Source organism: Paraburkholderia fungorum, from assembly GCF_003610895.1.
GTDB classification, from domain to species: Bacteria; Pseudomonadota; Gammaproteobacteria; order Burkholderiales; family Burkholderiaceae; genus Paraburkholderia; species Paraburkholderia fungorum_B.
Genome location: NZ_MCAS01000020.1, coordinates 20,443 through 45,162 on the forward strand (window position 1 = coordinate 20,443; position 24,720 = coordinate 45,162).

Annotated in this window: 22 protein-coding genes; 13 read left to right on the forward strand and 9 right to left on the reverse strand. The window is 63.0% G+C overall.

Annotation, left to right across the window (positions count from 1 at the left end; translation table 11 throughout):
• Positions 1 to 18: 18 nt before the first annotated feature.
• The 7 genes from BCY88_RS19545 to BCY88_RS19575 all read left to right on the forward strand — a co-directional run bounded on the left by BCY88_RS19545 (position 19) and on the right by BCY88_RS19575 (position 8,600).
• Complete coding sequence (locus BCY88_RS19545) at positions 19 to 1,233, forward strand: DUF2252 domain-containing protein (RefSeq protein ID WP_120345850.1); 1,215 nt, start codon at positions 19 to 21, stop codon at positions 1,231 to 1,233.
• 250 nt (positions 1,234 to 1,483) lie between these two features.
• Positions 1,484 to 2,899 carry a GH1 family beta-glucosidase gene (locus BCY88_RS19550; protein ID WP_120345851.1) on the forward strand — a complete coding sequence of 472 codons (1,416 nt, stop codon included), beginning with the start codon at positions 1,484 to 1,486 and terminating at the stop codon, positions 2,897 to 2,899.
• A 219-nt stretch (positions 2,900 to 3,118) separates the two neighbouring features.
• The gene (locus BCY88_RS19555; protein ID WP_120345852.1) at positions 3,119 to 4,360 is read left to right on the forward strand and encodes an ABC transporter substrate-binding protein; all 1,242 of its coding nucleotides are present in this window, start codon (positions 3,119 to 3,121) and stop codon (positions 4,358 to 4,360) included.
• A gap of 9 nt (positions 4,361 to 4,369) precedes the next feature.
• On the forward strand, positions 4,370 to 5,311 hold the full coding sequence (locus BCY88_RS19560) for a carbohydrate ABC transporter permease (protein ID WP_120345853.1): 942 nt from the start codon (positions 4,370 to 4,372) through the stop codon (positions 5,309 to 5,311).
• Positions 5,311 to 6,222, forward strand: coding sequence for a carbohydrate ABC transporter permease (locus BCY88_RS19565; RefSeq protein WP_120345854.1), 912 nt, complete (start codon positions 5,311 to 5,313; stop codon positions 6,220 to 6,222). The genes BCY88_RS19560 and BCY88_RS19565 overlap by 1 nt, the downstream gene beginning before the upstream one ends.
• Positions 6,223 to 6,287: 65 nt before the next feature.
• Complete coding sequence (locus BCY88_RS19570; RefSeq protein WP_120345855.1) at positions 6,288 to 7,493, forward strand: ABC transporter ATP-binding protein; 1,206 nt, start codon at positions 6,288 to 6,290, stop codon at positions 7,491 to 7,493.
• A 48-nt stretch (positions 7,494 to 7,541) separates the two neighbouring features.
• Positions 7,542 to 8,600 (forward strand): LacI family DNA-binding transcriptional regulator, encoded by a 1,059-nt coding sequence (locus tag BCY88_RS19575; RefSeq protein ID WP_120345856.1) that lies wholly within the window; start codon positions 7,542 to 7,544, stop codon positions 8,598 to 8,600.
• Here the strand turns inward: BCY88_RS19575 and BCY88_RS19580 are convergent.
• Positions 8,570 to 9,427, reverse strand: coding sequence for a PA4780 family RIO1-like protein kinase (locus BCY88_RS19580; protein ID WP_120345857.1), 858 nt, complete (start codon positions 9,425 to 9,427; stop codon positions 8,570 to 8,572). The two genes, BCY88_RS19575 and BCY88_RS19580, sit on opposite strands and share 31 nt — an antisense overlap.
• A 76-nt stretch (positions 9,428 to 9,503) precedes the next feature.
• Positions 9,504 to 10,442 carry a LysR family transcriptional regulator gene (locus tag BCY88_RS19585; RefSeq protein ID WP_120345858.1) on the reverse strand — a complete coding sequence of 313 codons (939 nt, stop codon included), beginning with the start codon at positions 10,440 to 10,442 and terminating at the stop codon, positions 9,504 to 9,506.
• A gap of 124 nt (positions 10,443 to 10,566) precedes the next feature.
• On the opposite strand from BCY88_RS19585, the gene BCY88_RS19590 reads away from it, so the two are divergent.
• The 3 genes from BCY88_RS19590 to BCY88_RS19600 are packed head-to-tail and all read left to right on the forward strand — an operon-like array spanning position 10,567 to position 14,270.
• Entirely contained in the window at positions 10,567 to 11,754 is a 1,188-nt protein-coding gene (locus BCY88_RS19590; RefSeq protein WP_120345859.1) for a M20 aminoacylase family protein, read from the forward strand.
• A gap of 39 nt (positions 11,755 to 11,793) precedes the next feature.
• The gene (locus BCY88_RS19595; RefSeq protein WP_120345860.1) at positions 11,794 to 12,972 is read left to right on the forward strand and encodes a porin; all 1,179 of its coding nucleotides are present in this window, start codon (positions 11,794 to 11,796) and stop codon (positions 12,970 to 12,972) included.
• A gap of 14 nt (positions 12,973 to 12,986) precedes the next feature.
• On the forward strand, positions 12,987 to 14,270 hold the full coding sequence (locus BCY88_RS19600) for an MFS transporter (protein WP_120345861.1): 1,284 nt from the start codon (positions 12,987 to 12,989) through the stop codon (positions 14,268 to 14,270).
• A gap of 12 nt (positions 14,271 to 14,282) precedes the next feature.
• Here BCY88_RS19600 and BCY88_RS19605 read toward each other — a convergent pair whose 3' ends face one another.
• Positions 14,283 to 14,648, reverse strand: coding sequence for an antibiotic biosynthesis monooxygenase family protein (locus BCY88_RS19605; RefSeq protein WP_120345862.1), 366 nt, complete (start codon positions 14,646 to 14,648; stop codon positions 14,283 to 14,285).
• A gap of 537 nt (positions 14,649 to 15,185) precedes the next feature.
• On the opposite strand from BCY88_RS19605, the gene BCY88_RS19610 reads away from it, so the two are divergent.
• Complete coding sequence (locus tag BCY88_RS19610) at positions 15,186 to 16,895, forward strand: SulP family inorganic anion transporter (RefSeq protein WP_120345863.1); 1,710 nt, start codon at positions 15,186 to 15,188, stop codon at positions 16,893 to 16,895.
• A gap of 58 nt (positions 16,896 to 16,953) precedes the next feature.
• Here BCY88_RS19610 and BCY88_RS19615 read toward each other — a convergent pair whose 3' ends face one another.
• From BCY88_RS19615 to BCY88_RS19625, 3 genes are all read right to left on the reverse strand, one after another.
• Positions 16,954 to 17,313 carry a hypothetical protein gene (locus BCY88_RS19615; RefSeq protein WP_120345864.1) on the reverse strand — a complete coding sequence of 120 codons (360 nt, stop codon included), beginning with the start codon at positions 17,311 to 17,313 and terminating at the stop codon, positions 16,954 to 16,956.
• Between the two features lie 69 nt (positions 17,314 to 17,382).
• Positions 17,383 to 18,021, reverse strand: coding sequence for a LysE family translocator (locus BCY88_RS19620; protein ID WP_120345919.1), 639 nt, complete (start codon positions 18,019 to 18,021; stop codon positions 17,383 to 17,385).
• 222 nt (positions 18,022 to 18,243) lie between these two features.
• On the reverse strand, positions 18,244 to 19,119 hold the full coding sequence (locus BCY88_RS19625) for a LysR family transcriptional regulator (RefSeq protein ID WP_120345920.1): 876 nt from the start codon (positions 19,117 to 19,119) through the stop codon (positions 18,244 to 18,246).
• Between the two features lie 167 nt (positions 19,120 to 19,286).
• Between BCY88_RS19625 and BCY88_RS19630 the strand changes: the two genes are divergently transcribed.
• The gene (locus BCY88_RS19630; RefSeq protein WP_120345865.1) at positions 19,287 to 19,721 is read left to right on the forward strand and encodes a VOC family protein; all 435 of its coding nucleotides are present in this window, start codon (positions 19,287 to 19,289) and stop codon (positions 19,719 to 19,721) included.
• Between the two features lie 99 nt (positions 19,722 to 19,820).
• Here the strand turns inward: BCY88_RS19630 and BCY88_RS19635 are convergent, their stop codons facing one another.
• From BCY88_RS19635 to BCY88_RS19645, 3 genes are all read right to left on the reverse strand, one after another.
• Positions 19,821 to 21,128 (reverse strand): MFS transporter, encoded by a 1,308-nt coding sequence (locus BCY88_RS19635; protein ID WP_259461454.1) that lies wholly within the window; start codon positions 21,126 to 21,128, stop codon positions 19,821 to 19,823.
• 94 nt (positions 21,129 to 21,222) lie between these two features.
• Positions 21,223 to 22,182, reverse strand: a complete 960-nt coding sequence (locus BCY88_RS19640) for a dihydrodipicolinate synthase family protein (RefSeq protein ID WP_120345866.1) — start codon at positions 22,180 to 22,182, stop codon at positions 21,223 to 21,225.
• A gap of 164 nt (positions 22,183 to 22,346) precedes the next feature.
• Positions 22,347 to 23,240 carry a LysR family transcriptional regulator gene (locus BCY88_RS19645; protein ID WP_120345867.1) on the reverse strand — a complete coding sequence of 298 codons (894 nt, stop codon included), beginning with the start codon at positions 23,238 to 23,240 and terminating at the stop codon, positions 22,347 to 22,349.
• A 127-nt stretch (positions 23,241 to 23,367) separates the two neighbouring features.
• Between BCY88_RS19645 and BCY88_RS19650 the strand changes: the two genes are divergently transcribed.
• Positions 23,368 to 24,492, forward strand: a complete 1,125-nt coding sequence (locus BCY88_RS19650) for a mandelate racemase/muconate lactonizing enzyme family protein (protein ID WP_120345868.1) — start codon at positions 23,368 to 23,370, stop codon at positions 24,490 to 24,492.
• Positions 24,493 to 24,720 lie beyond the last annotated feature (228 nt).

A 24,720-nucleotide genomic window follows, 5' to 3' on the forward strand; every position in this document is an offset into this window, starting at 1 on the left:
CGCATGAAAGAGAAATCCATGTCCGATATCGCACACACCATCGCCAGCTTCAATACCGGTCGCGATCCTGAACGGCTCGCCATGAAATACAAGCTCATGCGCAGCTCGCCGTTCGTGTTTCTGCGGGGTACATGTCATCTGTTTTACGCGCGCCTGCCGCGCGACAAGGTGCTCGACGATGCGCCGCCGGTTTGGATTTGCGGCGACATGCATCTGGAAAATTTCGGCAGCTACAAGGGCGACAACCGCCTCATCTATTTCGACAACAACGACTTCGACGAAGCCTGCCTCGCGCCGAGTCTTTACGAACTGGTGCGGCTTCTCACGAGCGTGCTGGTCGGTGCGAGCGACCTCAAACTGAGCCGCGCGCAGGCACTCGCGCTCTGCCATACGGCGGTCGATGCGTATAGCGGGGCGCTCGCTTTCGGCAAAGCGCGCTGGATCGAAGCGGAGACTTCGGTCGGCATGGTGCGCGATCTGTTCGATGCGCTGGCGAGCCGCACGCGTGCTGCCTATCTCGACCGGCGCACCACGCTCAAGGGCAAGACTCGCGTGCTTAAGGTGGACGGCAAAAAAGCGCTGCCGGTCAGCGACGAGGCACGAGCCACCGTCACCGCGTTCCTGCATCAGTTCGCCGCCACTCAACCCAATCCGGACTTCTATCGCGTGATCGACGTGGCCCGGCGGATTGCCGGCACCGGCAGCCTGGGCGTGGACCGTTACGCGATTCTTGTCGAAGGCAAAGGTTCGCCGGACGGTAACTATCTGCTCGATCTGAAAGAGGCGCTGCCTTCTTCTGTGACGCCACATGTACGCACGCCGCAGCCGAAATGGCACAGCGAGGCGCAACGCGTGGTTGAGATTCAACGGCGCAATCAGGCCGTCTCGCAGGCGTTCCTGCACGCGGTCGATTTCAATCAGTGCTCGTATGTGCTGCGCAGCTTGCAACCTTCGGAAGACCGTGTGGCGTTGAGCGCCTGGGACGACAAGCTGCCGCGGCTCGAAGCCGTGATTAACAGCATGGCCGAATTGAGCGCATGGGGGCAACTGCGCAGCGGTGGACGGCAAAAATCGTCGATTGCGGATGAGTTGATTGCGTTCGGCAATCGCAACGACTGGCGATTGCCGTTGATCGAACTCGCGACGCAGTGCGAGGCCCAGGTGAACGCCGACTGGAAAGCGTATTGCGAGGCTTATGACGGTGGTGCGTTCGATCTGCCGGTGAAAGCTTGACCTTGGCCGCACGGCTTTGAATGCGCGGCGCATAACAGCGCCGCGCATGCCAGTCGGCCCTCCAGACAAACCCTGATTGCTGCGTTGAATTCGCCACTGCTATCGTTCGCTGGTCGCTGTGGAAGCGCTTCCACTTCAGCTTCCAGACGCTTTCCAGGCAGCTTGCAAGCGGCCTCCGGGCAGCTTTCCAGCCAGCTTCCGCATCGAGCTTCGCCGTACCCGGTTCAACGACCTCAGTGAAGGAGAATCCGTGGCAAACGACGCATCCGCTGTATTCGACGCGCGGTCCCCCGCCGTTTCCGACAACCCGCTCGCCGATCCCTTCAGCCCGCCCGCTGACTCCGCGTTGTGGCGCAAGAACTTCCTGCTTGGCGCCGCCACGGCCTCGTATCAGATCGAAGGCGCGGTGAACGAAGACGGCCGCCTGCCGTCGATCTGGGACACCTTCTCCGCGACGCCCGGCAAGGTGCTGGCCGGCGACACCGGCGCGGTGGCCTGCGATCACTATCATCGGTGGGAAGCCGACATCGACATGCTGGTCTCGCTGGGCCTCGAAGGCTACCGGCTCTCGATTGCATGGCCACGCGTGATGGACGCGGCAGGCGTGCCCAACCGCAAAGGGCTCGACTTCTACAAGCGCCTGCTGAACCGCCTGAAAGAGAAGGGCGTCACGACTTTCGTGACGCTCTATCACTGGGATTTGCCGCAGCATCTGGAAGATCGCGGCGGCTGGCTCAACCGCGATACCGCTTACCGTTTTGCCGACTACGCCGATCTGATGAGCCGCGAACTGGCCGGCACAGTCGACGCATGGGCCACGCTCAACGAGCCGTGGTGCTCGGCTTATCTCGGCTACGGCAATGGCCACCATGCGCCAGGCCTCGCCGACGGACGTTTTGCGACGCAGGCGATGCATCACCTGCTGCTCGCACATGGCCTCGCGATTCCGGTATTGCGCGCCAACGATCCGGCTTCGCAGAAAGGTATCGTCGCCAACATCGGCCGCGGCACGGCCAATAGCGATAGCGCCGCCGATCAGCGCGCGGCGCATCTATTCGAAGTCCAGCACAACGCGTGGATTCTCGATCCGCTGCTCAAGGGCGCCTATCCGCAGGACCTGTTCGAGTTGTGGCCCGGCACCGAGCCGCTGGTGCTCGACGGCGACATGCAGACCATTGCCGCGCCGCTCGATTTCCTCGGCATCAACTACTACTTCCGCACGAACGTTGCGAGCGACGGCGGCCATGGATTCCGGGAGGTGCCGCTTGAAGGCGTCGAGCGCACGCAGATGGGCTGGGAGGTGCACCCGGATGGCTTGCGCGACCTGCTGACCGGTTTCAGGCGCACGTATCACAACCTGCCGCCGATCTACATCACGGAAAACGGCATGGCTTCGGACGACAAGGTGATCGACGGCCACGTCGACGACACGCAGCGCATCTCGTTCCTGAAGCGCCATCTCGCGGCGGTCGATCAGGCGATCAAGGCCGGCGTGGATGTTCGCGGCTATTTTCTGTGGTCGCTGATGGATAACTTCGAGTGGGCGTTTGGTTATGAGCGTCGCTTTGGGGTGGTGCATGTCGATTACAGTACGCAGAAGCGCACGGTCAAGCGCAGTGCGGAGCTGGTGGCGAAATTTTTGAAGGAGCGCGGGGCGCGAGTTTAGCGGCGAGGTGGAGCTGGTTTGTATGTCGACTTGAAACACGGGCGCAAAGCCCGGTGCGATTGGGTTGCATGGGACCGAAGTAAGAGCTTTGCATGGGGCTAGAGTAAGAGCTTTGCATGGGGCCAGAGTAAGCGCTGAAGCGCTTACTCTGGCCGACAGCTGAAGCGCTAACTCTAGCCGACAGCTAAAGCGCTAACTCTGGTCGACATAGGAGACGGAATGAACAGCAGAAAAATGATCACGGCGAGCGTGGCAGCGGCACTGGCGTTAGTTGGCGCCGTCGCGCATGCCGCTGAGCCCCTGAAAGCCAATGTGATTCACTGGTGGACCTCGGGCGGTGAATCGGCCGCGATCCGCCAGTTCGCCGATGCATATAACAAAGCCGGCGGCCAGTGGATCGACAACGCAGTGGCCGGCGCCGATCAGGCTCGCTCCACCGCGATCAACCGGATCGTCGGCGGCGATCCACCCACCGCCGCGCAATTTAATACTTCTAAACAGTTTCACGACCTGATCGACCAGGGCCTGCTGAACAACGTCGACGACGTGGCCGCGAAAGAAAACTGGAACAACGTGTTCCCGCAGTCGATCATCGACAGCGTCCGGGTGAAAGGCCATTACTACGCCGCGCCGGTCGATATTCATATGCCGGCCTGGTTCTTCTATTCGAAGCCGGTATTCCAGAAGGCCGGCATTGCCGCCGAGCCGAAGAGCTACGACGAATTCCTCGCCGATCTCGCCAAACTGAAAGCCGCGGGCGTGATCCCGCTCGCGCTCGGCGGTCAGCCGTGGCAGGAAAAGATCACGTTCGACGCGGTATTCGCCGACGTAGGCGGTCCCGATCTCTATCTGAAGGTGTATCGCGATCGTGACCAGAACGCCGTCAAGTCCGACGCGTTCAAGAAGGTGCTCGCGCAGTTCAAGCGCTTGCATGACTTCGTCGATCCAGGCTCGCCCGGCCGCAACTGGAACGACGCCACCGCACTGGTGATTTCCGGCAAGGCAGGAGTCCAGATCATGGGCGACTGGGCCAAGGGCGAATTCTCGGCGGCCAACCAGACGGCCGGCAAGGACTTCGGCTGCTTCCCGGGGTTCGGTCCGCACTCGCCGTATCTGGTCGCGGGCGACGTATTCGTGTTCCCGAAAACCGACAATGCCAGCGCAATCAAGGCGCAGAATCTGCTTGCCACGGTGATGACCTCGCCGGCCGCGCAAGTCGCATTCAGCGCGAAGAAAGGCTCGATCCCGATTCGTCCCGACGTGGACGCGAGCAGTCTCGACATCTGCGCGAAGGAGGGCATTGCGATCATGAAGGACAAGTCGCGCCAGTTGCCGAATCCGGAAATGCTGCTCTCGCCTGACACGCAGGGCGCGTTGATCGACGTCATCACCAACTTCTGGAACAAGAACCAGTCGGTCGACGATGCGCAGAAGGCGTTTGCCAGTGCGTTGAAGAGCTAGGCGCGCGCCATGCACGCGCTCAAGCTGCCGGCCGCCGATTCAGGTCATCGCAAAGGGCCGCTGAAGAAGCCGCTCAAGAAGCGTTTGCCGATAGCGGTGTGGGTGGCGTTGCTGCCGATGGTGCTGACCGTCGTGTTCGCGTATCTCGGCACGATGGTCTGGACCGCGCGCGTGTCCCTCAGCAACTCGCGCACGTTTCCTTCCGGCGACTTCGCGGGCCTCGCGCAATACACGCGGCTGTTCAACAATGACCGTTGGCTGCTGTCGCTGCAAAACATCGTGATCTACGGTGCGTGCTTCATTGTTGCGTGCATGCTGATCGGTTTGCTGCTGGCGATCTTCATCGATCAGCGTGTGGTGGGAGAAGGCGCGTTGCGCACGGTGTTTCTCTACCCGTATGCGATGTCGTTCGTCGCCACCGGACTGGTCTGGCAGTGGATTCTGAATCCCGAGTTGGGCGCGCAGGCCGTGTTGCACAAACTCGGTTTCGTGCATGCGCGTTTCGACTGGATCGTCGATCAGGACTGGGTGATCTACACGATCGTGATCGCGACGGTGTGGCAGGCGTCCGGCCTCGTGATGGCGCTGCTGCTGGCCGGCTTGCGCGGTATCGACGACGAACTGTGGAAAGCCGCGCGTATCGACGGCATTCCACGTTGGCGCGTGTATGCGAGCATCGTCGTGCCGATGCTCGGGCCCTCCATGTCCACCGCTTTCGTGCTGCTCTTCGTGATGGTGGTGAAGCTCTACGACGCGGTCGTCGCCATGACGCAAGGCGGTCCTGGCACGGCAAGCGAAGTGCCCGCGAAATTCATCATGGATTACCTGTTCGGCCGCGCGAACATCGGCCTCGCGTCGGCCGCCTCGATCGTGTTGCTGGCAACGGTGCTGGCGATTCTCGCGCCGTTCTTCTATGCCCGCAGCCGCGCTGCCTTGCGCAAGGAGGGGTGATGAACACGCTCAGTCCTTCACTGAAAGGCGGCACACCGAGTCATGGCCGCCGGCGCCGGCAGACATTTACGCCCGCGCGTCTCGGCGTCTACGCCTTTTTGCTTACCGCCGCCTTGTTCTTCCTGCTGCCGCTGTACGTGATGCTCGTCACGTCGGTCAAACCGATGAGCGAGATTCGCCTCGGCAATCTGCTCGCTTTTCCCACCCATTTCACACTCGACGCATGGAGCGCCGCGTGGCAATCCGCCTGCACCGGGCTCGATTGCAACGGCATTCAGGTCGGTTTCTGGAATTCGGTGCGTATCGTCGTGCCCAGCACGGCGTTGTCGATCGCGATCGGTGCGGTGAACGGCTATGCGCTGTCGTTCTGGCGGCCGCGTGGGGCCGGCTTGCTGTTCGGCGTGCTGCTGATGGGCGCCTTCATTCCTGTGCAGGTGATGGTCTATCCGCTCGTGCGTGTGCTGGCGAGCGTGCATCTGTTCAGTTCGCTGCCGGGCATCGTGGTGATTCACACCATCTTCGGCATGCCGGTGATGACGCTGCTGTTTCGCAACTATTACACGTCGATTCCACAGGAGCTGTTCAAGGCCGCGCGCATCGACGGCGGCGGCTTCTGGCGTATCTTCCTGCAACTGATGCTGCCCATGTCCACGCCGATCATCGTCGTCGCGGTCATCATGCAGGTGACGGGTATCTGGAACGACTTCATTCTCGGCCTGGTGTTCGCCGGCACGAAAAACCTGCCGATGACCGTGCAATTGAACAACATCATCAACACGACGACCGGCGAGCGGCTCTATAACGTCAATATGGCGGCGACCATTCTCACCTCCATGGTGCCGCTTGCGGTCTACTTCATTTCGGGCCGCTGGTTTGTGCGCGGCATTGCGTCCGGCGCCGTCAAGGGATAGGGCTCCGAGGCATGACAAACCCGCTGAATGGGGCAAACGCAGTGGCAAATACGGTGACAAATGCGATGACGCACATGGCAGCAGACGCGGCAGACGTGGTGAACCTCGGCAACCCGGCGGATGCGGCTGGCCTGTCGAATCCGGCCAATGTCTCGGTGCGCAACCTGAAGATCCAGCTCGGCGCGAATACGGTGATCGAGAATCTCGATCTCGACGTGCGCGCGGGCGAGTTCGTGGTGCTGCTCGGACCCTCCGGTTGCGGCAAGTCCACCTTGCTGCACAGCATTGCGGGCCTGATCGATGTGACCGACGGCAGCATCGAGATTGCCGGCGTCGACATGACCTGGGCCGACCCGAAAGATCGCCGCATCGCGCTGGTGTTTCAGTCGTATGCGTTGTATCCGACCATGAGTGTCGAGCGCAACCTGTCGTTTGCGTTACGCATCAACGGCACGCCGAAGGCGGAAATCGCGCGGCGCGTCGCGCGGGCCTCCGAGATGCTGCAACTCGGCCCGCTGCTCAAGCGCAAGCCGGCGCAACTCTCCGGCGGACAACGGCAGCGCGTGGCGATCGGCCGTGCGATCGTGCGCGAGGCCGACGTGTTCCTGTTCGATGAGCCGCTGTCGAATCTCGACGCCAAGCTGCGCACCGAATTACGTCGCGAACTCAAGCAACTGCACCAGCGCCTGGGCGCGACGATGATCTACGTGACCCACGACCAGGTGGAAGCCATGACGCTCGCCACGCGCATGGCGGTGATGCGCGGCGGCGTGATCCAGCAGTTCGGCACGCCCGCCGAAGTCTATGCGCGGCCGAACAATCTGTTCGTGGCGACGTTTCTGGGCTCGCCCGCGATGAATCTGCTCAAAGGCACGCTCGAGGTGCGTGACGGCGCGCTGCACTTCTGTACCGCGCATTTGCGATTCGACGTGTCGCACTATCCTTTCAGAAACCTGCCGGCGGATCGTCTGCCTTGTGTGCTCGGCGTGCGGGCGGAAGACGTGCGCGTAGGCGACATGCGCGTGGGCGACGTGCGCGCAGGCGACATGCGCGTGGGCGAGCACCCGAGCACGAGCATGAACGAGCGCGCGAATATTTCGCTAGTCGAGCCGATGGGCAACCACCGCGTCATTTGGCTCGACTATCATGGAGTGCAAATCGCGTCGATTGATCAGACGAAGACGCCGGTGGCGATCGGGGATGCCGGGGTGTTCTCGTTCGATGGCGCGCATATTTCGCTGTTCGACGAGGAGGGTGGCGCGCGTCTATAGTGACCGGACGCGGCGTCGCGCAATACAACAGGTTTGACGGAGAACCGCGTGGCAACACTCAAGGATGTCGCGGCATTGGCCGGCGTTGGGATGTCGACTGCGTCGCGAGCCATTTCCGGTAAGGGGCCCATTTCAGCCGACGCCGCTGCCCGTGTGAAGGCCGCAATCGAAGCGCTGAATTTCCGGCCGTCGTCTATCGGCCGGGCCATGGCGACGCAGTCGCTCGGCATGATCGGCATTTTCGTGCCGACCTTCTTCGGCTCCTACTACGGCACGATTCTCAAGCAAACCGACACCGAACTGCGCGCGGTGCGCCGTCACGTGGTGGTGGCGACCGGTTGCGGAGAGGTGTCGCCGCGCGAGCAGGCCATCGAGGCGGTGCGCTTCCTGATCGGCCGCGATTGCGACGGCGTGGTGGTGATCAGCCACGATCTGCACGACGAAGATCTGGACATGCTGCATCGTATGCACCCGAAGATGGTGTTTCTGAATCGCGCGTTCGATCAGTTGCCGGAGGCGTCGTTCTGCGCGGATCATCGGCGCGGCGGCGAGCTGGCGGCGCGCACGCTGCTCGATCATGGGCATCGGGATATTGCGGTGATATCCGGTCCGTCCAGCGCTTCGGACAATCAGACCCGGCTCGAAGGCTTCTTCGCCGAGCTATCGCGCGAGGGCATCGCGCGCGAGGACGTCACGCTGATCGAATCGGACTTCTCGCCGGAAGGCGGGTACCTGGCCGCACAGAAGCTGCTCGATTCCAAGCAGCGCTTCACGGGGCTCTTTTGCGCGAACGACACGATGGCGGTGAGCGCGCTGGCGCGTTTCCATCAGGCAGGCATTGCGGTACCGGACGAAGTGTCGGTGATCGGCTACGACGATGACTATTCGGCCGCCTATGCAGCGCCAGGACTCACCTCGGTGCATATCCCGACGGCAGAGTTGACGCAGAATGCCGTACGCTGGCTCGTGAATCAGTGCTACCGGACTTCGTGGGAGATTACCCGTGAGTTTCCGGTGAGCGTGACGATGCGCGAGTCGGTGGGGCAGGCGCCGCGCAGGCCGCGCCTGGAACCCGCTTACGTCCCGCTGCGCAGCGACTGCTCGTAGCGCAGGCGCGCTTCTTCGTCGAGCCGGGTGTCTTCGAGTTCCTGTAGCACACCTTCGAGATCGATCGGCGTGGTGTCCAGTTCGACACGGCCGGTCAACTTTGCATCCACGTGCAAGGCGCCCGCTTCGTACAGCGACCAGATTTCCTTGCCGTAGTGCGTGTCGAGTAACGCGGGCGCGAAACGGCCGAAATACGTGGCGAGGTTGTTCACATCGCGCTCCAGCATGGCCGGCGCTTCCAGATTGCCGGCGGCATCCACGGCTTGCGGCAGGTCGATGATCACCGGGCCGTCCGCCGCGAGCAGGATGTTGTATTCGGACAGGTCGCCGTGAATCATGCCGGCGCACAGCATGCGTACCACCTGATTGAGCAGCAGCGCATGCAATTCGAGCGCGCGAGCCTCGGTCATTTCGACGTCGTTCAGACGCGGCGCGACGTTGCCGTCCGCATCGGTCACCAATTCCATCAGCAACACGCCGTCCGTGCAGATGAACGGCTGCGGCACGCGCACGCCGGCATTGGCAAGCTGGAACAGCGCATCGACTTCGGCGTTCTGCCATGCCTGCTCCTGCACTTCGCGGCCATAGCGGGAGCCTTTTTCCATGGCGCGCTGCTGGCGGCTGTTCTTGACCTTGCGGCCCTGCTGATAGGACGCGGCCTGGCGGAAACTGCGCTGTTTGGCGTCCTTATAGACTTTCGCGCAGCGTGTGGATTCACCGCTGCGGACCACGTAGACGGTGGCTTCCTTGCCGCTCATCAACTGCGAGATGACTTCGTCGATCAGGCCTTCCTCGACCAGCGGGAGCAGACGTTTGGGTGTTTTCATGCGGCCGCCTGAGAGCGGTGGGCGGCTGATCGGCCGGGTGCGGCCGCTTGGCGGGAGAGAGAGTGCGGGATTCGGATCATGCCGGATTATAAGGGGTGATGCGGTCGTGCCCTTGCGCCCCCTTCAACAACGGCCCAATTGCCTGTTCGATGCAGTGGACGAAATACTCCGCCGGCCGGGTCAACTGCGATTCCTGCGGTGACAGCAGATACAACTGCAACGGCGGCGGCGCGACTGGCAGCGCGAGACGTACGAAGCTCTGCCCCAGCAAGGTTTCTTCGAGTGAGTGCGTGGTCCACGCGAAGATCGCGTCGGTGCTGACGGTCAGGCTATAAAACAGTGCATACGACGTGCAACGCGTGATGCGCCGGGGTGGCGCGAGCCCGGCAGATTCGAACATCGCGCGCACGAAGCCCGGATAGTTGTCCGTCACGTCGGTGTGAATCCACTCGGCGTCCTGCACCGCTTCGAGCGACGCCGCGTCCGCATAAGGACTCTGTGCGCGCGTCACGAATACGGTCTCGAACGAGACCATCCGCTTCACGCTCGCCAGATCGCCGACCGGCCGCGCGAAGGCGGCGAACGCCAGATCGAGCGTGCGATTGCGCAGTTGCTCGTGTAACTGGTTGAAGCCCAGTTCGCGAAACTCCAGCGTCACCATCGGCCAGCGCTTGCGAAATTCGACGAAGGCCTCGGCAAGCCCCGTCGTCCCGACGATCGGCGTGATGCCGATTACCAGGCTGCCGTCGCGCAACCCTTTCAGATGCGCCATATCCTCCTCGGCGCGCTCCATCTCGCGCACCACGGTGCGCGCCCGGCTCACCAGCGCCGCGCCTTCGGCCGTGGGCACGACGCCCCACGGGTTGCGCTCCAATAGCCGCACGCCGAACTCCGTCTCCAGTTCCCGCACCGCCTTCGTGATGGCCGGCTGCGTTACGTACAGCGCCTTGGCCGCACCGTTGATGCTGCCGGTCGAGGCAATCGCGACCAGTGCCCGCAGATGATGAATTTTCATGATGCGGAATATAGCACTGCTGGTTATGCGCATCAAAATTTGTGCTTTTTTGTTTTCGGGCCGGATCTTTACGCTTGGCTTCGACGGTTGCGAAACGACAGCCGGCTTAATCGGAGCAATACGAATGACGCAGTCTTTCCCCCAGCTTCTCGCCGAATTGCGCGAGACCGAGCACGAATTCATTTCGATTCGCCACGACATCCACGCGCATCCGGAACTCGGCTTCGCTGAAACGCGCACCGCCGAACTGGTCGCGCGCAAGCTCGCCGAATGGGGCTATGAGGTGACGACGGGTGTCGGCGGCACCGGCGTGGTCGGCCAGCTGCGGCGCGGCACCTCGAGCCGCACGCTCGGCCTGCGCGCCGACATGGACGCGCTGCCGATTCAGGAAGCCACCGGCCTGCCGTACGCGAGCACCGTCGCGCAGACCATGCACGCGTGCGGCCACGACGGCCACACCGCGATCCTGCTGGCCGCCGCGCACCGCCTTGCGAAGCGAGGCGAATTCGACGGCACGCTGAACCTGATCTTCCAGCCCGCGGAAGAGGGGCTGGGCGGCGCCTCGAAGATGATCGCGGACGGCCTCTTCACGCGCTTTCCGTGCGACCAGGTGTTTGCGCTGCATAACGCGCCGGGCCTGCCGGTCGGCCACTTCGCGCTGCGCCACGGCTGCATGATGGCGTCGTCCGATTCGGTGACGATCACCGTGACCGGCAAAGGCACGCACGGCGCGATGCCGCAGTTGGGCTGCGATCCGATCGTCGCGGCGGCCAACATCGTGCTGGCCTTGCAATCGATCGTCGCGCGCAACATCGAGCCGACCCGCGCCGCGGTGGTGACGGTCGGCGCGATCCACGCCGGCACCGCCCCCAATGTGATCCCCGAAACCGCGACGTTGAAGCTTTCGGTGCGCGCGCTCGATTCGGAAACGCGCGACAAGGTCGAGGCGCGGATCCGCAGCATCGCGCACTTGCAGGCGCAAGCCTACGGCGCTACGGCGGAGGTCGATTACCGCCAGATCTCGCGCCCGCTCGTCAATCATCGCGGCGCGGCCGACCTCGCGATCGAAACCATCGAAGCCCTGGCAGGACCAGAGGGCTACACGCTGATGCCCGATGCGGTGATGGGCAGCGAAGACTTCTCGTGGATGACCGAAGTGGTGCCGGGCTGTTATGTGGTGCTCGGCAACGGCGTCGACTCGAAAGGCGGCTGTGCGGTCCACAACCCGGAATACGACTTCAACGACGCGGCGCTCAGCTGGGGCGCGGCTTACTTCGTCGGACTCGCGCAGCGGTGTTTAAGCGTGTCCTGAGTACTACATCTCAATCGCATACGAGGAGAAGGGAGACCCATGAAAAAATGCATCGCAATGAGCGCGGCACTGCTGACGCTCGGGGCCGGCACGGCGCACGCCGAGCCGTATCAGGCAACCTTGCTGGCCGCGCTGCCGGAGTTCAATGGCAGCCTGCGCGAGGGCGTGGCGCTGTACGGCTCGGTCGATATGGGCATCAACTATCAGACCGTGGGCGGCAAGTCGCTGGTGCAGACCCAGAGCGGCGGCGAATGGACGTCGAAACTGGGCTTCTTCGGTCGGGAAGATCTGGGCGGCGGGCTGCGCGCCGAATTCAACCTGGAAAGCGGTTTTCTGGCCAATAACGGCACGATGCAGGACAGCACTTCGTTCTTCAATCGCGAGGCATGGGTTGGGCTGAACTCGTCGACCTATGGCCGCGTGCGTTTCGGCAAGCAGATCGGCACGGGCTTGCCGCTTTTCGTCGACGTGTTCGGCACGGTGGGCACCAACTCGGCCTACACGTGGCTCGGCACCGCTGTCGTGCAAACGCCAAAGGGTTTTGGCTACAACAGCGACCTCGGTGCGGGCGCGACGCAACTTGCCGCGCGGGTGAACAACGCGATCACGTACCTCTCGCCGAGCTTTGCGGGCTTCAGCACGGAACTGATGTACGCGCCGAGCAACGTGGCGGGGCAGTCGCCTACCGCGGCGGCGCAGGGCGCGCTGCTGCAGTGGTATGACGGCACGACCTACCTGACGGGCACTTACAACCAGGTGTGGGGCACGACAGGCACGGGCGGCACGAGCACGGTGCGTAATGATCTGTACGGTCTCGGTGTGGTGGTCGACACCGGCAGGATCGTGCTGTCCGGCGCGTTCAACCAGTACGCGCCGAGGCTCGCCAACGACGGCATTGCGCGCGTCTATACGCTCGGCACGATCTGGCCGGTGGGGCGCAATGCGTTCCGCGCTTCGGTGGTGTATCGCGATACGTCCGGCGTGCACGACTCGGCAAACAACCTCGCGAAAGATTCGGCATTCGGCGTGATGCTCGGCTACGACTACACCCTCTCCAAACGCACGGGGCTGTATGCGCGCGCCGGTTTCATCCGCAACTACGGCATTTCCACTGTACTGCTGAACAATAATCCGCTGCCGACGCAAACCGGAAGCACTGCGCCGGAACTCGGCACGACGCCGGTCACCGTGTCGCTCGGCATGTATCACAACTTCTAGGCGTACTGCTCCCCATGAATGCAATCCAACACACCGCAAGTGCCGTCGCGAGCCATGCAGCGGAGCAGCGCGCGTCGCGCCGGACCATTTTCGCCGCAGCGCTTGGCAATGGCCTCGAGTTCTTTGACTTTACGGTCTATAGCTTTTTCGCCGCGCTGATCGGCAAGCTGTTTTTTCCGGCCGGCAGCGAGGTCGGCGCGCTGATGATGTCGCTTGCGACGTTCGGCGTGGGCTTTGTCGTGCGGCCGCTTGGCAGCATCGTGATCGGCGCGTATGCCGACCGCGTGGGGCGCAAGCAGGCCCTCGTGCTCACCGTTTCGCTGATGGCGCTCGGCACCGGCATGATCGGCCTCGCGCCGACTTACGCGACGATCGGTCTGGCTGCACCGGCGATCATCGTACTGGGCCGTTTGCTGCAAGGGTTTTCGGCGGGGGGAGAAGTGGGCGCGGCGACCACCTTGCTGATGGAGTCGGGCAGCGCGGGGCGGCGCGGTTCGCTGGTGAGCTGGCAGATGGCCTCGCAGGGCGGCGCGGCGCTGGCCGGCGCGCTGGTGGCGGCGACGCTCTCGCGCAGCCTGTCGCACGAGGCTCTGCTTGCATGGGGATGGCGCGTACCGTTTCTGATCGGACTACTGATCGGCCCGCTCGGGTTCTATCTGCGCAAGCATCTCGACGAAACCTTGCCGCCCGCGCATGCAATGAAAGCGGCCCCGCGCACGGCGCGCATCGAATGGCGGCAGATCGTGGCAGGCACGATGCTGGTGATCGGCGGCACCTCGTCGATGTACGTGATCGTGTTTTTCCTGCCGTCGTTCCTGACCATGACGACGGGCATGCCTGCCGCGGTGTCGCTGCTGGCCGGTTGCACGGCAGGCTTCGTGCTGCTGGTCGGCTCGCCGTTCGCCGGCCGTCTCGCGGACCGCATGCCGCGTCGCAAGACCTTGCTGTACGCGGTATCCGTCGTGTCGCTGGCCGTGCTGCTGCCGGCGTTCTACGCGATCAGGACCTGGCCGTCGATCTATACGGTGGTGCTGGTGGTATTCGTGCTGATCGGCTTGATGACGCTTTCGAGTCCGGCGGGCTTCGTGCTGATTCTCGAAGCCTTCAAACCAGAAGTGCGGGCCACTTCCCTCGGCATCATTTACGCGTTGGGTGTGACGATTTTTGGCGGCTTCGCGCAGTTGATCGTCAGCGCGTTGTGGCGCGTGTCAGGTAGTTTTTACGCCCCGGCCTGGTACGTGCTGACGTGTGGACTGCTGAGTTTCGCCGGCGTAGTGCTGTTCAAGGAAGCGAAATAAGGAGGCGCACTTCTATGGTGCGTTCGGTGCCTCGCGTGCCTCACGTGTCTCGTGCGCTTGGTGGGCCGTGGCAGGATGCGCGAACCCTGCGTCGCCGTAAGTGCGCAGTACTTCGGAGATGATCACCTGGTAGCCGTCGAGCCAGTTCGCCTGAGCCGCTTTCGCTTCCAGATGCGCAGGGTGCTGCATCAACATCTGCAATGCGTCGAGCGAGGCCCAGTAATACACATTCGATGTCAGTCCGGTTGAGGCGTTTTCCCACGCCTCTTCGCCGAGATAGCCGGGAATGGCTTTGGCGGCGGTGGCGATGGTCTCGTCGAGCCGGTGAAAGCGGTCGTCCAGTTGTCTGGTTGCGAAGATGAAAGTTGACGTGTACATGGCGTAACCGGTTTGTAGGCAGGTGAGCGTTTGCGCATCATAGCGCGTCGTATCGAGTGCGCGTCTGTCGGCGTTATTGGCCGGATTTTCAGATGTTTTTTTTGCAAGCCGTCTGCCATGCGGCAGTAACGAACTTGTAATAGTCGGCAATAGTGTTTTGCGTTTTCCCTCATTCAATTCGCACCGCAATCGCTTAAACTTGGCGGTAACAATTTGTTACGGGGTGCGAGATGTTGGCCGTGTTCATCATCGCCTGTCCGATCGGCATCGCCGCGCTATTTGGTTTCGCGCGGCATGTGGATCCGCTGACGGGGCAGTTCAGGCGTTAACCCCAGGTGGGCTGGTTTTAGCGGCAAGTTCGGCGTCCGGCATGCGGGTTCGAAGCGCGTGTTCGAAGCGCGGGTTTGGCGTCCGGGTCTGGAGCCACCCAGCTGGCTTGAGCCATTTTCTTTCGCCGATCGAAGCCCCCAATCCTTGCCTTTATGTGCCGAGTCGCGGCACGATGCGCGATAACCTAAGTTCGGGGCACCATCGCGCATGCGAGATTTTCTGGCAAACATCACGACACGCCTCGGCGTACTGAAGGGCGTACTTCCTTTGAGCCGCGCTGCGGCGGCGCGCGATGCGCTCGCCGGTGTGCAACTGGCGTCGATGGACATTCCGCAGGTGCTCGGCTACGCGCGCATCGCCGGCATGCCTGCCGTTACGGGTCTTTACACGGTCTTTCTGCCGCTTCTCGCGTTCGCGTTCTTCGGCGCGTCGCGGCACCTCGTGGTGGCCGCCGATTCCGCCACCGCCACCATTTTCGCGAGCCGGCTTTCGACCATGGCGCCCGCTTCGAGCGCCGAGTATGCGGCGCTTGCCGGAATGGTCGCTTTGCTCACCGCCGTGCTGCTGCTCATCGCGCGGATCTTCAAGCTCGGTTTTCTCGCTGATTTTCTCTCACGCACGGTGCTGGTCGGCTTCCTCGCGGGAGTCGGCGTGCAGGTCGGCATCGCCATGCTGGGCGACATGGTCGGCATCTCCGGCCATGCCGCGACCAGCGTGGACCAACTCGCGGCGGTGGTGCACGAGTCGGCGCAGATCAATCTGCCGACGCTCGCTATTTCAGTGCTGGTGGTGGTGGCGATTCTGGTTTGCAAGCGCTTTTTGCCACGCGTGCCGGTGCCGTTGATCGCGGTGGTGGCGGGTATCGCGGCCAGCGATGTCTACGGTTTCGCGGCGCATGGCATTGCCGTGCTGGGCCCGGTGGCAGGGGGATTGCCGCCGTTGCGGATGCCCTCGGTCACGTGGAGGCAGTTGCTCGATCTGCTGCCGGTCGCGGCTTCCTGTTTCGTGATGATCGTCGCGCAAAGCGCCGCCGCGAGCCGTGTATTCGCCGAGCGTTATCACGAGACCGTCGACACCAATGCCGATCTGCTGGGGATTGCCGCCGCCAATGCCGCGGCGGCGTTTTCCGGTGCGTTCGTGGTGAACGGCAGTCCGACGCAAACCGCCATGGCCGATCGCGCCGGCACGCGCAGCCAGTTGGCGCAGGTTGTATTCGCGCTGGTGGTGGTCGTGGTGCTGCTGTTTTTCAGCCGTTTTTTGCAATACCTGCCGCATTGCATTCTGGCCAGCATCGTGTTTACGATCGCGGTCGGTTTGATCAATGTGCAGACGCTGTTTTCGATTCGCCGCGAAAGCCCCGGTGAGTTCACGCTGGCCCTGTTCACCGCGGCAGCCGTGGTGCTGATCGGTGTCGAGCACGGCATCCTGGTGGCGGTGGCGCTATCGCTGCTGCGGCACGTGCGGCACAGTTACCGGCCCCACACCATGGTTCTGGTGCCCAGCGAAGGCGGTATCTGGGCGCCGGTGCCGGCCGCGCCGGGACTGCAGACCGCGCCGGGGCTGATCGTCTATCGCTTCGGCTCCGACCTGTTCTACGCGAACGACCACTTTTTCATCGACGACACCAGCAGTCTGATCGACCATGCGCCGAGCCCGGTGCACTGGTTCGTGATCGACTCCGGCGCGATCACCGACCTCGATTATTCGGCGGCGCGTTCGGTCGGCGAATTGTGTGAGACGCTAAAGAAGAGCGGCGTCGACGTGATCTTCGCGCGCGTGAACCAGTATCTGCACGCGGATATGAACCGGCATGGAATCACGCCGATCGTCGGCGCGAATCGCATTTTCAGTACCTTGCATGAGGCGCTGCGCGTGGCCGGCGTGGAACAACCGGGCACGCGTAAAGAGGCGTCCTGAACGAGGGGCGATCAGTGGGCGCCGTAAGCGCCTGTCTGGTGGGCGGCGGCGGGTCGCTTCAGGTGGTTGTTTCTTCGTCGGCGAAGTAGTGGCCGATAAAAAAGCATGCACCCGCGGCCAGCGCGCCGAGCACGGCCACCGTATACGCGAGCGTCGTGCCCTGCCAGAGACCGTCGAACCACTGGTGAAGCTCCGCCATGATCACCTCCGCATTGCCGCCGATGCGCTGCAATTCGATCTGATAGCGCGGGTCGGCAATGCTGTATATGGAGACGGCGCTGTCCGGCGCCGGCGCCATGGCATAGATGATCGCAGCGGCGATCAGACTGCCGGGCAGCACGAGCGCGCCCGCCAGATAAAGCCGCTTTTGCAGCGGCGAGCGCGTTGCTGCCGGATTCAGGTTGTTGCCACCGCTCATTGTGTTCGTCTGTCCGCTTGCATCGTCAAGACGACAGTATCGCAGAGCCGGCGCGTACCGAAGGCGCGGCTAGCTTTTCGACGTCAGCAGCTTGATCCCCGCAATGCCGAACATGATCGCGAGCGAGCCGTCCAGCCAGCGGCGGATCGCGACGTAGATGCGCCGCGCGGACGCGGTTGAAAACAGCACCGCGTAACTGCTGAACACCGATACGCCGATCACCATGCAGCCGAGCACCACTGGCGCGGTGTGCGACGTGCCGCCCGCGGGCGACATGGCCAGCGAAACGATCGAGAGCCACACCAGAATCGCTTTCGGATTGGTGAGGTGGAGCAGCAGGCCGCGCAAATAGAGCCGTTTGAGCGGTTCGCCTTCACGTGCGGTCTGCGTGGGCAGCGTTTCTGCGCGCAAGGCCGAGCGCGCGGATTTGAAGCCGAGCCACAGCAGATAAAGTCCGCCGGCAATCTTGATCGCCACCAGACATTCCGAGTAAGTGGCAAGTACCGCCGACAAACCCAGCGACGCCAGCAAGGCCCAGAAGAACGAACCGGACACCACGCCGAGCGCGAAGGTCAGCGCGGATTTCCTGCCGGCGCTCATGGCAAGCGACATGATCGCGAGGTTGCTCGGCCCCGGACTCGCCGTGCCGACGAAGTAGGCGCTATAGGCAATCAGGACATCGGCGGTGAGGAAGGTGCTGGCAGTCATGGGCTGGTCAACCTTGGAGACGGGCAAGTCGCGCGGATCGAGACGGTACGGGTCGGGCAGCGCGGAGCGATGGGAGTCCACCGATTCTGCCCGGCCGCGTGCGAATCTCACAGATACAGTTGCTGACCCCTGCAACAGCACAATCGTACGGTTGCAGGGGCCGTTCAACCGGCGCAGGTCATTCAGGCCGCGGATTCAAGCCACTAAGACTGGCTGGGCAATTCAGGCGCCCGCCGCCGTGCCGATGCAATCGGCCAACGCACCCGCCACCGCTTGCCGGCTATGCCGTGGTCGCTGCACCAGCCCGATTTCACGGTGAAACGTCGCGTCGCCGAGTTCGAGCGCGGTCACGTTGGCGGGCCACCTGTTGAGTCCCGCCGTATTCGGAATGAGCGCCACGCCGATGCCGCGCGCGACGAGTTGCGCGATACCCTGAAGCTCGTCCAGCTCGATCACGTCATGCACGTTCAGCCGCTCGCGCCTCAGAAAGCGGTCGACCAGCCTGCCGCCGAACGATCCACGGTCATAGCGGATGAACGGTTCGCTTTTGAGCAACTCGCGCCAGGACCGCTTGCCGCGCGCGAGCGCCTTGGGCGCCAGCAGCACGAACGGCTCGGTGACGAGCGTGCGCCATTCCAGTTCGGACGGCAGCGCGAAGGGCGGTTTGATGATGACCGCGAGATCGAGTTCGCCCGAGTCCACCTGGCCGAGCAAACCCAGCGACACGCCGGGCACGACGCGAATCCGCCAGCCGGGGCGGTCGTCGCGAAAGCGGGCCAGTGCATCGGCGAGAAACGACACTTGCGCGGACGCAATCGCGCCCACCCGCAGCATGCCGCTGTCGGCCGCACCCGCGCCGCGCTCCGAGAGCCGTGCGTACAGCGTCATCATTTCTTCGGCGAGCGCGAGTGTTTCGCGGCCGGCGTCGTTGAGCGTGGCCGAGCGGCCCGTGCGGTCGAACAGCGCGAAGCCGAGTTCCTCTTCGAGCCGCTGCATCTGCGCGCTCACTGCGGATTGCGTCAGGCCGATGCGCGCGCCCGCGCCGGAAAACGTACCGTACTGGCTGACGGCGATAAAGGTCTTGAGTTCGCTGAGCATCGTCGATTGATCGATTTTGGTGTTGGTCAGATCAAATATATATCGTTTTTCACCATTTTTAGTCATGGTTAAAATTGGCCTTACGCGTGCGGCTTCATGGCTTGCTTCATGAACCGCTTCATGAACCGACACGCGATCCCACTTTCCTCTCTGCGAGTTTTCCCATCATGAGCGTTGCCGAAACCGTTTTGCCGCCGTTCCATCTGGCGTTTCCTGTGCATAGTCTTGCCGCTGCACGCGAGTTCTACGGCGAGCTGCTCGGCTGTCCGGAAGGGCGCAGCTCACCGGACTGGGTCGACTTCAACTTCTACGGCCATCAGATCGTCGCGCACCTCGCGCCTGAGGAAATCGGCCACCGGCACACCAGCAAGGTCGACGGCGACGCGGTGCCGGTGCGCCACTTCGGCGCGGTGCTTTCGATGGCGCAATGGCAGGCCGCCGCGGACAAGCTGCAACAGGCCGGCATCGACTTCATCATCGAGCCGCACGTACGCTTCAAGGGTGAAGTCGGCGAACAGGCGACGATGTTCTTCCTCGATCCGTCGGGTAACGCGCTGGAATTCAAGGCGTTTGCCAATATGTCATCGTTGTTTGCGAAGTAAGCCTGGGGCAAGGGCGCCGGCGGCATACACCGGCGCCTGGAAATGAGAAGGCCGGTCAACCCTCATGGTTGACCGGCCTTTTTTGCGTGATGCCGAAGTTCAGCGATTCACCAGCCGCGCCGGAATGAACACCAGAATCAACACGGCGGAAAGCGTCAGCGTGCAGGCCGTCAGTACCAGCCCCGACGCCAGCGTATGCGTGTAGCCCTTGAGCCAGCCGATCACGGTCGGACTGATGAAGCCTGCCAGGTTGCCGGTGCAGTTGATCAGCGCGATCCCCGCCGCCGCGCCGCTGCCGCCGAGAAACGCGGTAGGCAGCGCCCAGAACATCGGCAGCGCGGTGACCACGCCGGAGACGGCGAGAGTAAGCCCGATCATCGACAGCAGCGAGCTGTCGCCGTTGGCCGCGCACAGGCTGAAACCGCTTGCCGCCACCAGCGCGGGCACGACGATATGCCAGCGGCGCTCGCGCGTGCGGTCCGCGTGACGGCCCACCGTGATCATGGAGATCAGCGCCGCCGAGTAGGGAATCATCGTCAGCAGACCGATCATCAACGGATCGTCGATGCCTGTGCCGCGAATGATGGTGGGCTGCCAGAAGCCGATTGCGTAGGACCCCATCACGACGCCGAACAGCACGAGGCACAAGAGCCAGACGCGCGCCGAACCGAACACCGCGCGCACCGAGCCATGCGTGCGCACCACGGCGTCGGCGTCGATCTCGCTCTGAATCACGCGCTTTTCTTCGTTGCTGAGCCACTTCGCGTCGGCCACGCGATCGTCGAGCCAGCGATAGATGACAAAGCCGAGCACGATAGACGGCAGCGCTTCGACGATGAACAGCCACTGCCACCCTTCGAGGCCGCCCGCGCCGTTGAAAGCGTGCATCAGATACCCGGACAGCGGGCCGCCCAGCAAACCGGAAACTGGAATGCCGGCCATCAGCAGCGCGGTCATCCTGCCGCGCCGGTGCGAGGGGAACCAGTAGGTGAGGTACAGGATCATGCCGGGGAAGAAGCCCGCCTCGGCGACACCGAGCAGAAAACGCACCACATAGAACATCAGGGGCGTATGTACCCAGGCGGTGACCATCGACAGCAGCCCCCACGTAATCATGATGCGGGCGATCCAGCGCCGCGCGCCGAGGCGATGCAGCAGCAGGTTGCTCGGCACTTCGAACAGGAAGTAGCCGATGAAGAAGAAGCCGGCGCCGAGGCCGTAAGCCGCTTCACTGAAATGCAGGCTGTTGAGCATCTGCAGTTTCGCAAAGCCGACGTTGACGCGATCCAGATAAGCGATCACGTAGCCCACGAACAGCAGCGGCATGAAGCGCCACGCGACGCGCCGGAATAGCTGGTCGGCCGGATTCGTATCGGCCGTGGCGGGGTAGGACGTTTGGGTTAGCAAGACTTGTCTCCTGGCCCGCCGTGCTGATTGTTTTGAAGGCTTGGGCGGGCGAACGATGTGAGAGTGTAAGGGCTGGTGAGCCGCGTTTCCATGCTCAGGCGGGGCTGATCTCCTGAAGGTCGGCCGCGAGCGCTGCAGCGTTTTCGATTTCGAAGCCGATCTGGGTGAGCGCCTGCTGCAGTTCGTGTTGCTGGGCGTCGTCGAGTTCGACTAGCGGCGCGCGCAGCACGGCCCATTGCGGATCACCCGATTGCCAGGCGATCGCGGCCTTCATCGCGGCGATGATCGGATAGCGCTGGAATACCGCGCGCGTGTCGTTGAGCCGTTGTTGCTGGCCGGCGGCATCCGCCTCGCGCCACGTTTGCGCAAGACGCACGATCGCCGCCGCGTTGACGTTGCCCGTCGCCGTGATGCAACCGGCGCCGCCGTTCTGAAGGGTCGGCAGCAATAGCGTTTCGGTTCCGGCGAAGACATCGAAGCCCGTATTCTGGAATTCCTTGAGCAGCGTGGCGGTGTGATTCCAGTCGCCGGAACTGTCCTTGATGCCCGCGATCACGCCGGGATAGCGCATGAGCAGGCGCTCGATCAGGCCGAAGCTGATGCCGACCTGGGCAACCGGCGGGATGTGGTACAGGTAGACGCGCAGGCGTGCATCGGCCACGGCTTCGATGACTTCGGCAAAGCCGCGAAACAGCCCCTCGTCGCTCACGCCTTTGTAGAAAAACGGCGGCAGCATCAGTACGCCGGCACAACCGCTGCTCACGGCATGGCGCGTGAGTTCGATCGCATCGGGCAGCGCGCAGGCGCCCGTGCCCGGCATCATTCGCCCGGGCGGCAAGCCGGCGTCGAGCAACGCATCGAGCAGCGCGCGCTTTTCGCTCACAGTGAGCGAGTTTGCTTCCGAGTTGGTGCCGAATACGGCGAGCCCTACGTCCTGACGCAACAGCCAGCGGCAATGGTTGATGAAGCGGGCGGGCGAGGGCGAGCGGTCGGCGTTGAACGGCGTGAGTACCGGCGACAGGACGCCGCGTAAGCCGGGCATGGGCGTGCTCATGACAGTGTCTCCTTCGATGTTCCGATGTTCGTATAGGTCAGGTCCGCGAATGCGTGGCAATGCCGGGCAGGGCGGGCCGGCCAGTGCAAAGCATTCGGGCGCCGACGCAGTATTGCGTGACCGTGAACAGCGAAGAAGCGCGAGCCGCTTGCTTCAAACGTTAATTATTTTTGTGTTTCGCGCGGCGCGGCGTTCAGTTCCTGCGCGGCCTTGAGGAAGGCGTGGACGAGCCGCATGCGGGCCGACGAGCGCCCCCATAACAAACCGACCACGCGCTTCGGAAAGGCGTGCGGCAACGGCCATTTCGCGAGCGAGAGCCCGGAAAAGCGCGTCATCAGCCAGTCCGGCACCAGGGATACACCCAGGCCCCGGTCCACCATCACCGCGATGGCATCGAGCCCGTCGAGCTCGCAGCGCTGATGCGGCTGGATGCCGTGCTGCCGCAAATACCCGTCGGCCAGTTGTCCGCCGACCACGTTGCGGTCGTAGCGCACGAACGGCTCGCGTTGCAGCACAGCGTGCGGATCGTCGACCGTCATCGAGGCGGGCGTGAGCAGCACCAGCGGCTCTTCACGAAAGGTGTGCCAGTCGCAGCTTTTCGGCAGATCGAAGAGCGGCTGCACCAGCATCGCCGCATCGAGATCGCCGCTCACCACCTTGCGGTAGAGCTCGACCGAGTTGCCCGGCTCCAGATAGATATCGATCTGTGGGTGCCGCGCAAGCAGCCCGGCCAGCACGTCCGGAATCACGCTCGTCATCATGGTGGGCGTGCCGCCCAGGCGCAGTTGGCCGGCGAGTACGGACTCGTCGTTCAGGTCGGATTTCAGGTCGCGGATATCGTGCAGCACCGCGCGGGCGCGTTCCAGAATGCGCTCGCCGGCCTCGGTCGTGCCGACCGTGCGGCCGGAGCGGCGCACCAGCTTCGCGCCGAGTTCCTGCTCGAGCATTTTCACGCGCTGGGCCACCGCCGCGGGCGTCAGATCGAGCCTGCGCGCGGCTTCGGCGATCGATCCGAGTTCGACCACATAGACAAAGCTCTGCAGATAGCGCGAATCCATCGAATAGAATTTTTATCTTTTGAAGAAGCCAAAGGATACTGTTTTTGACGCCTCGCGGCTATCACACTTCGATCTCACCGAACGCGCATCAGACGCGGACGGCCAGCAAATTTGGAGGAGTGTGGAAATGCCAAGGATTGAATCGGTATCGGTTTGCGCGGCGGGTGTGCCGCTCGATCGCGTGACCTCGTTTGCGACTCGCACGGTCTCGACGCGTCACTATGGTCTGGTGAAAGTGCGCTCGACCGATGGCGTGGAAGGGATCGGTTTCTGTTATGTCGGCAGCGCGGGTGGCGAGCTGCTGCGGGTGGCGGTGGAGCAACTGCTCGCGCCCGTGCTGATCGGCAAGGACTCGTATGCGGTCGAGGGACTCTGGCAGGCGATGTATCAGGAGGCATTGCTGCAAGGCCGTGCCGGCACCGTGATGCGCGCCATCAGTATTCTCGACACGGCGTTGTGGGACCTGAATGCGCGCAGCCACAACGTGCCGCTGCACAAGTACCTCGGCGCGGTCGAACTCGATAGCGTGCCCGCCTATGCGAGCGGCGGCTACTACCTCGACGGCAAGTCCGCGGGCATGCTCGGCGAGGAAATGGCGAGCTACGTCGAGATGGGTTTCAAGGCCGTGAAGATGAAGGGCGGGCGCCTGTCGCCACGCGAAGAAGAAGCGCGCGTACGCGCCGCGCGCGAAGCGATCGGCCCGGATGTCGAACTGATGATCGACATCAACAACGGCTGGACCGACACGACGCAGGCGTTGCAGCACCTGCGCCGGATCGAACAATACGATCCGTACTTCGTGGAGGAGCCTTTTTCCCCTGACGATATCGACAACCACGCGCGCCTTGCCAAACTCACGCGCGTGCCGGTAGCGACCGGCGAAATCGGCTATGGCCGCTGGTATCACAAAGAGCTGCTCGACAAGGGCGGCGCGGCGATCCTGCAAACCGACGCGGTGGTGTGCGGCGGCATCAGCGAATGGCGGCGGATCGCGGCGACGGCCGCGAGCTACGGCGTGGTGATGTGCCCGCACTGGTTCCATGACGTGCATGCGCCACTGGTTGCGGCCACACCTAATGCTCGCTATGTCGAGTACTTCTGGGACGACCAGGTGCTCAATTTCCGCCGTCTGATCGATCGCCAGCTCGGCCACAGGAATGGGCGCATCGTGCTGCACCAGACGCCGGGCCTTGGCTTCGATTTTGACGAGCGCGAGGTTGCGAAGTACGGCAAGTGGACCGTGATCGCCTAGCCTGGCTTCGAGTGGTTTCGAGTAGATTCGAGTCGAATGCAAAGGCGTTGCATGACGCGAATCTGGCCGTAAGGTATTAGTATTGCGCAATAAAATATAAAGGCATGTCCCGCGTGAGTTCAGTGAGACTCGCGTGAGACATGCCTTTAATCATCCCCTTAAAATCGCCCATCTCCCTCTCTTCAAACGTTTGCGTCCACATGATGCACCCTGCGTTTGAAGTATCGT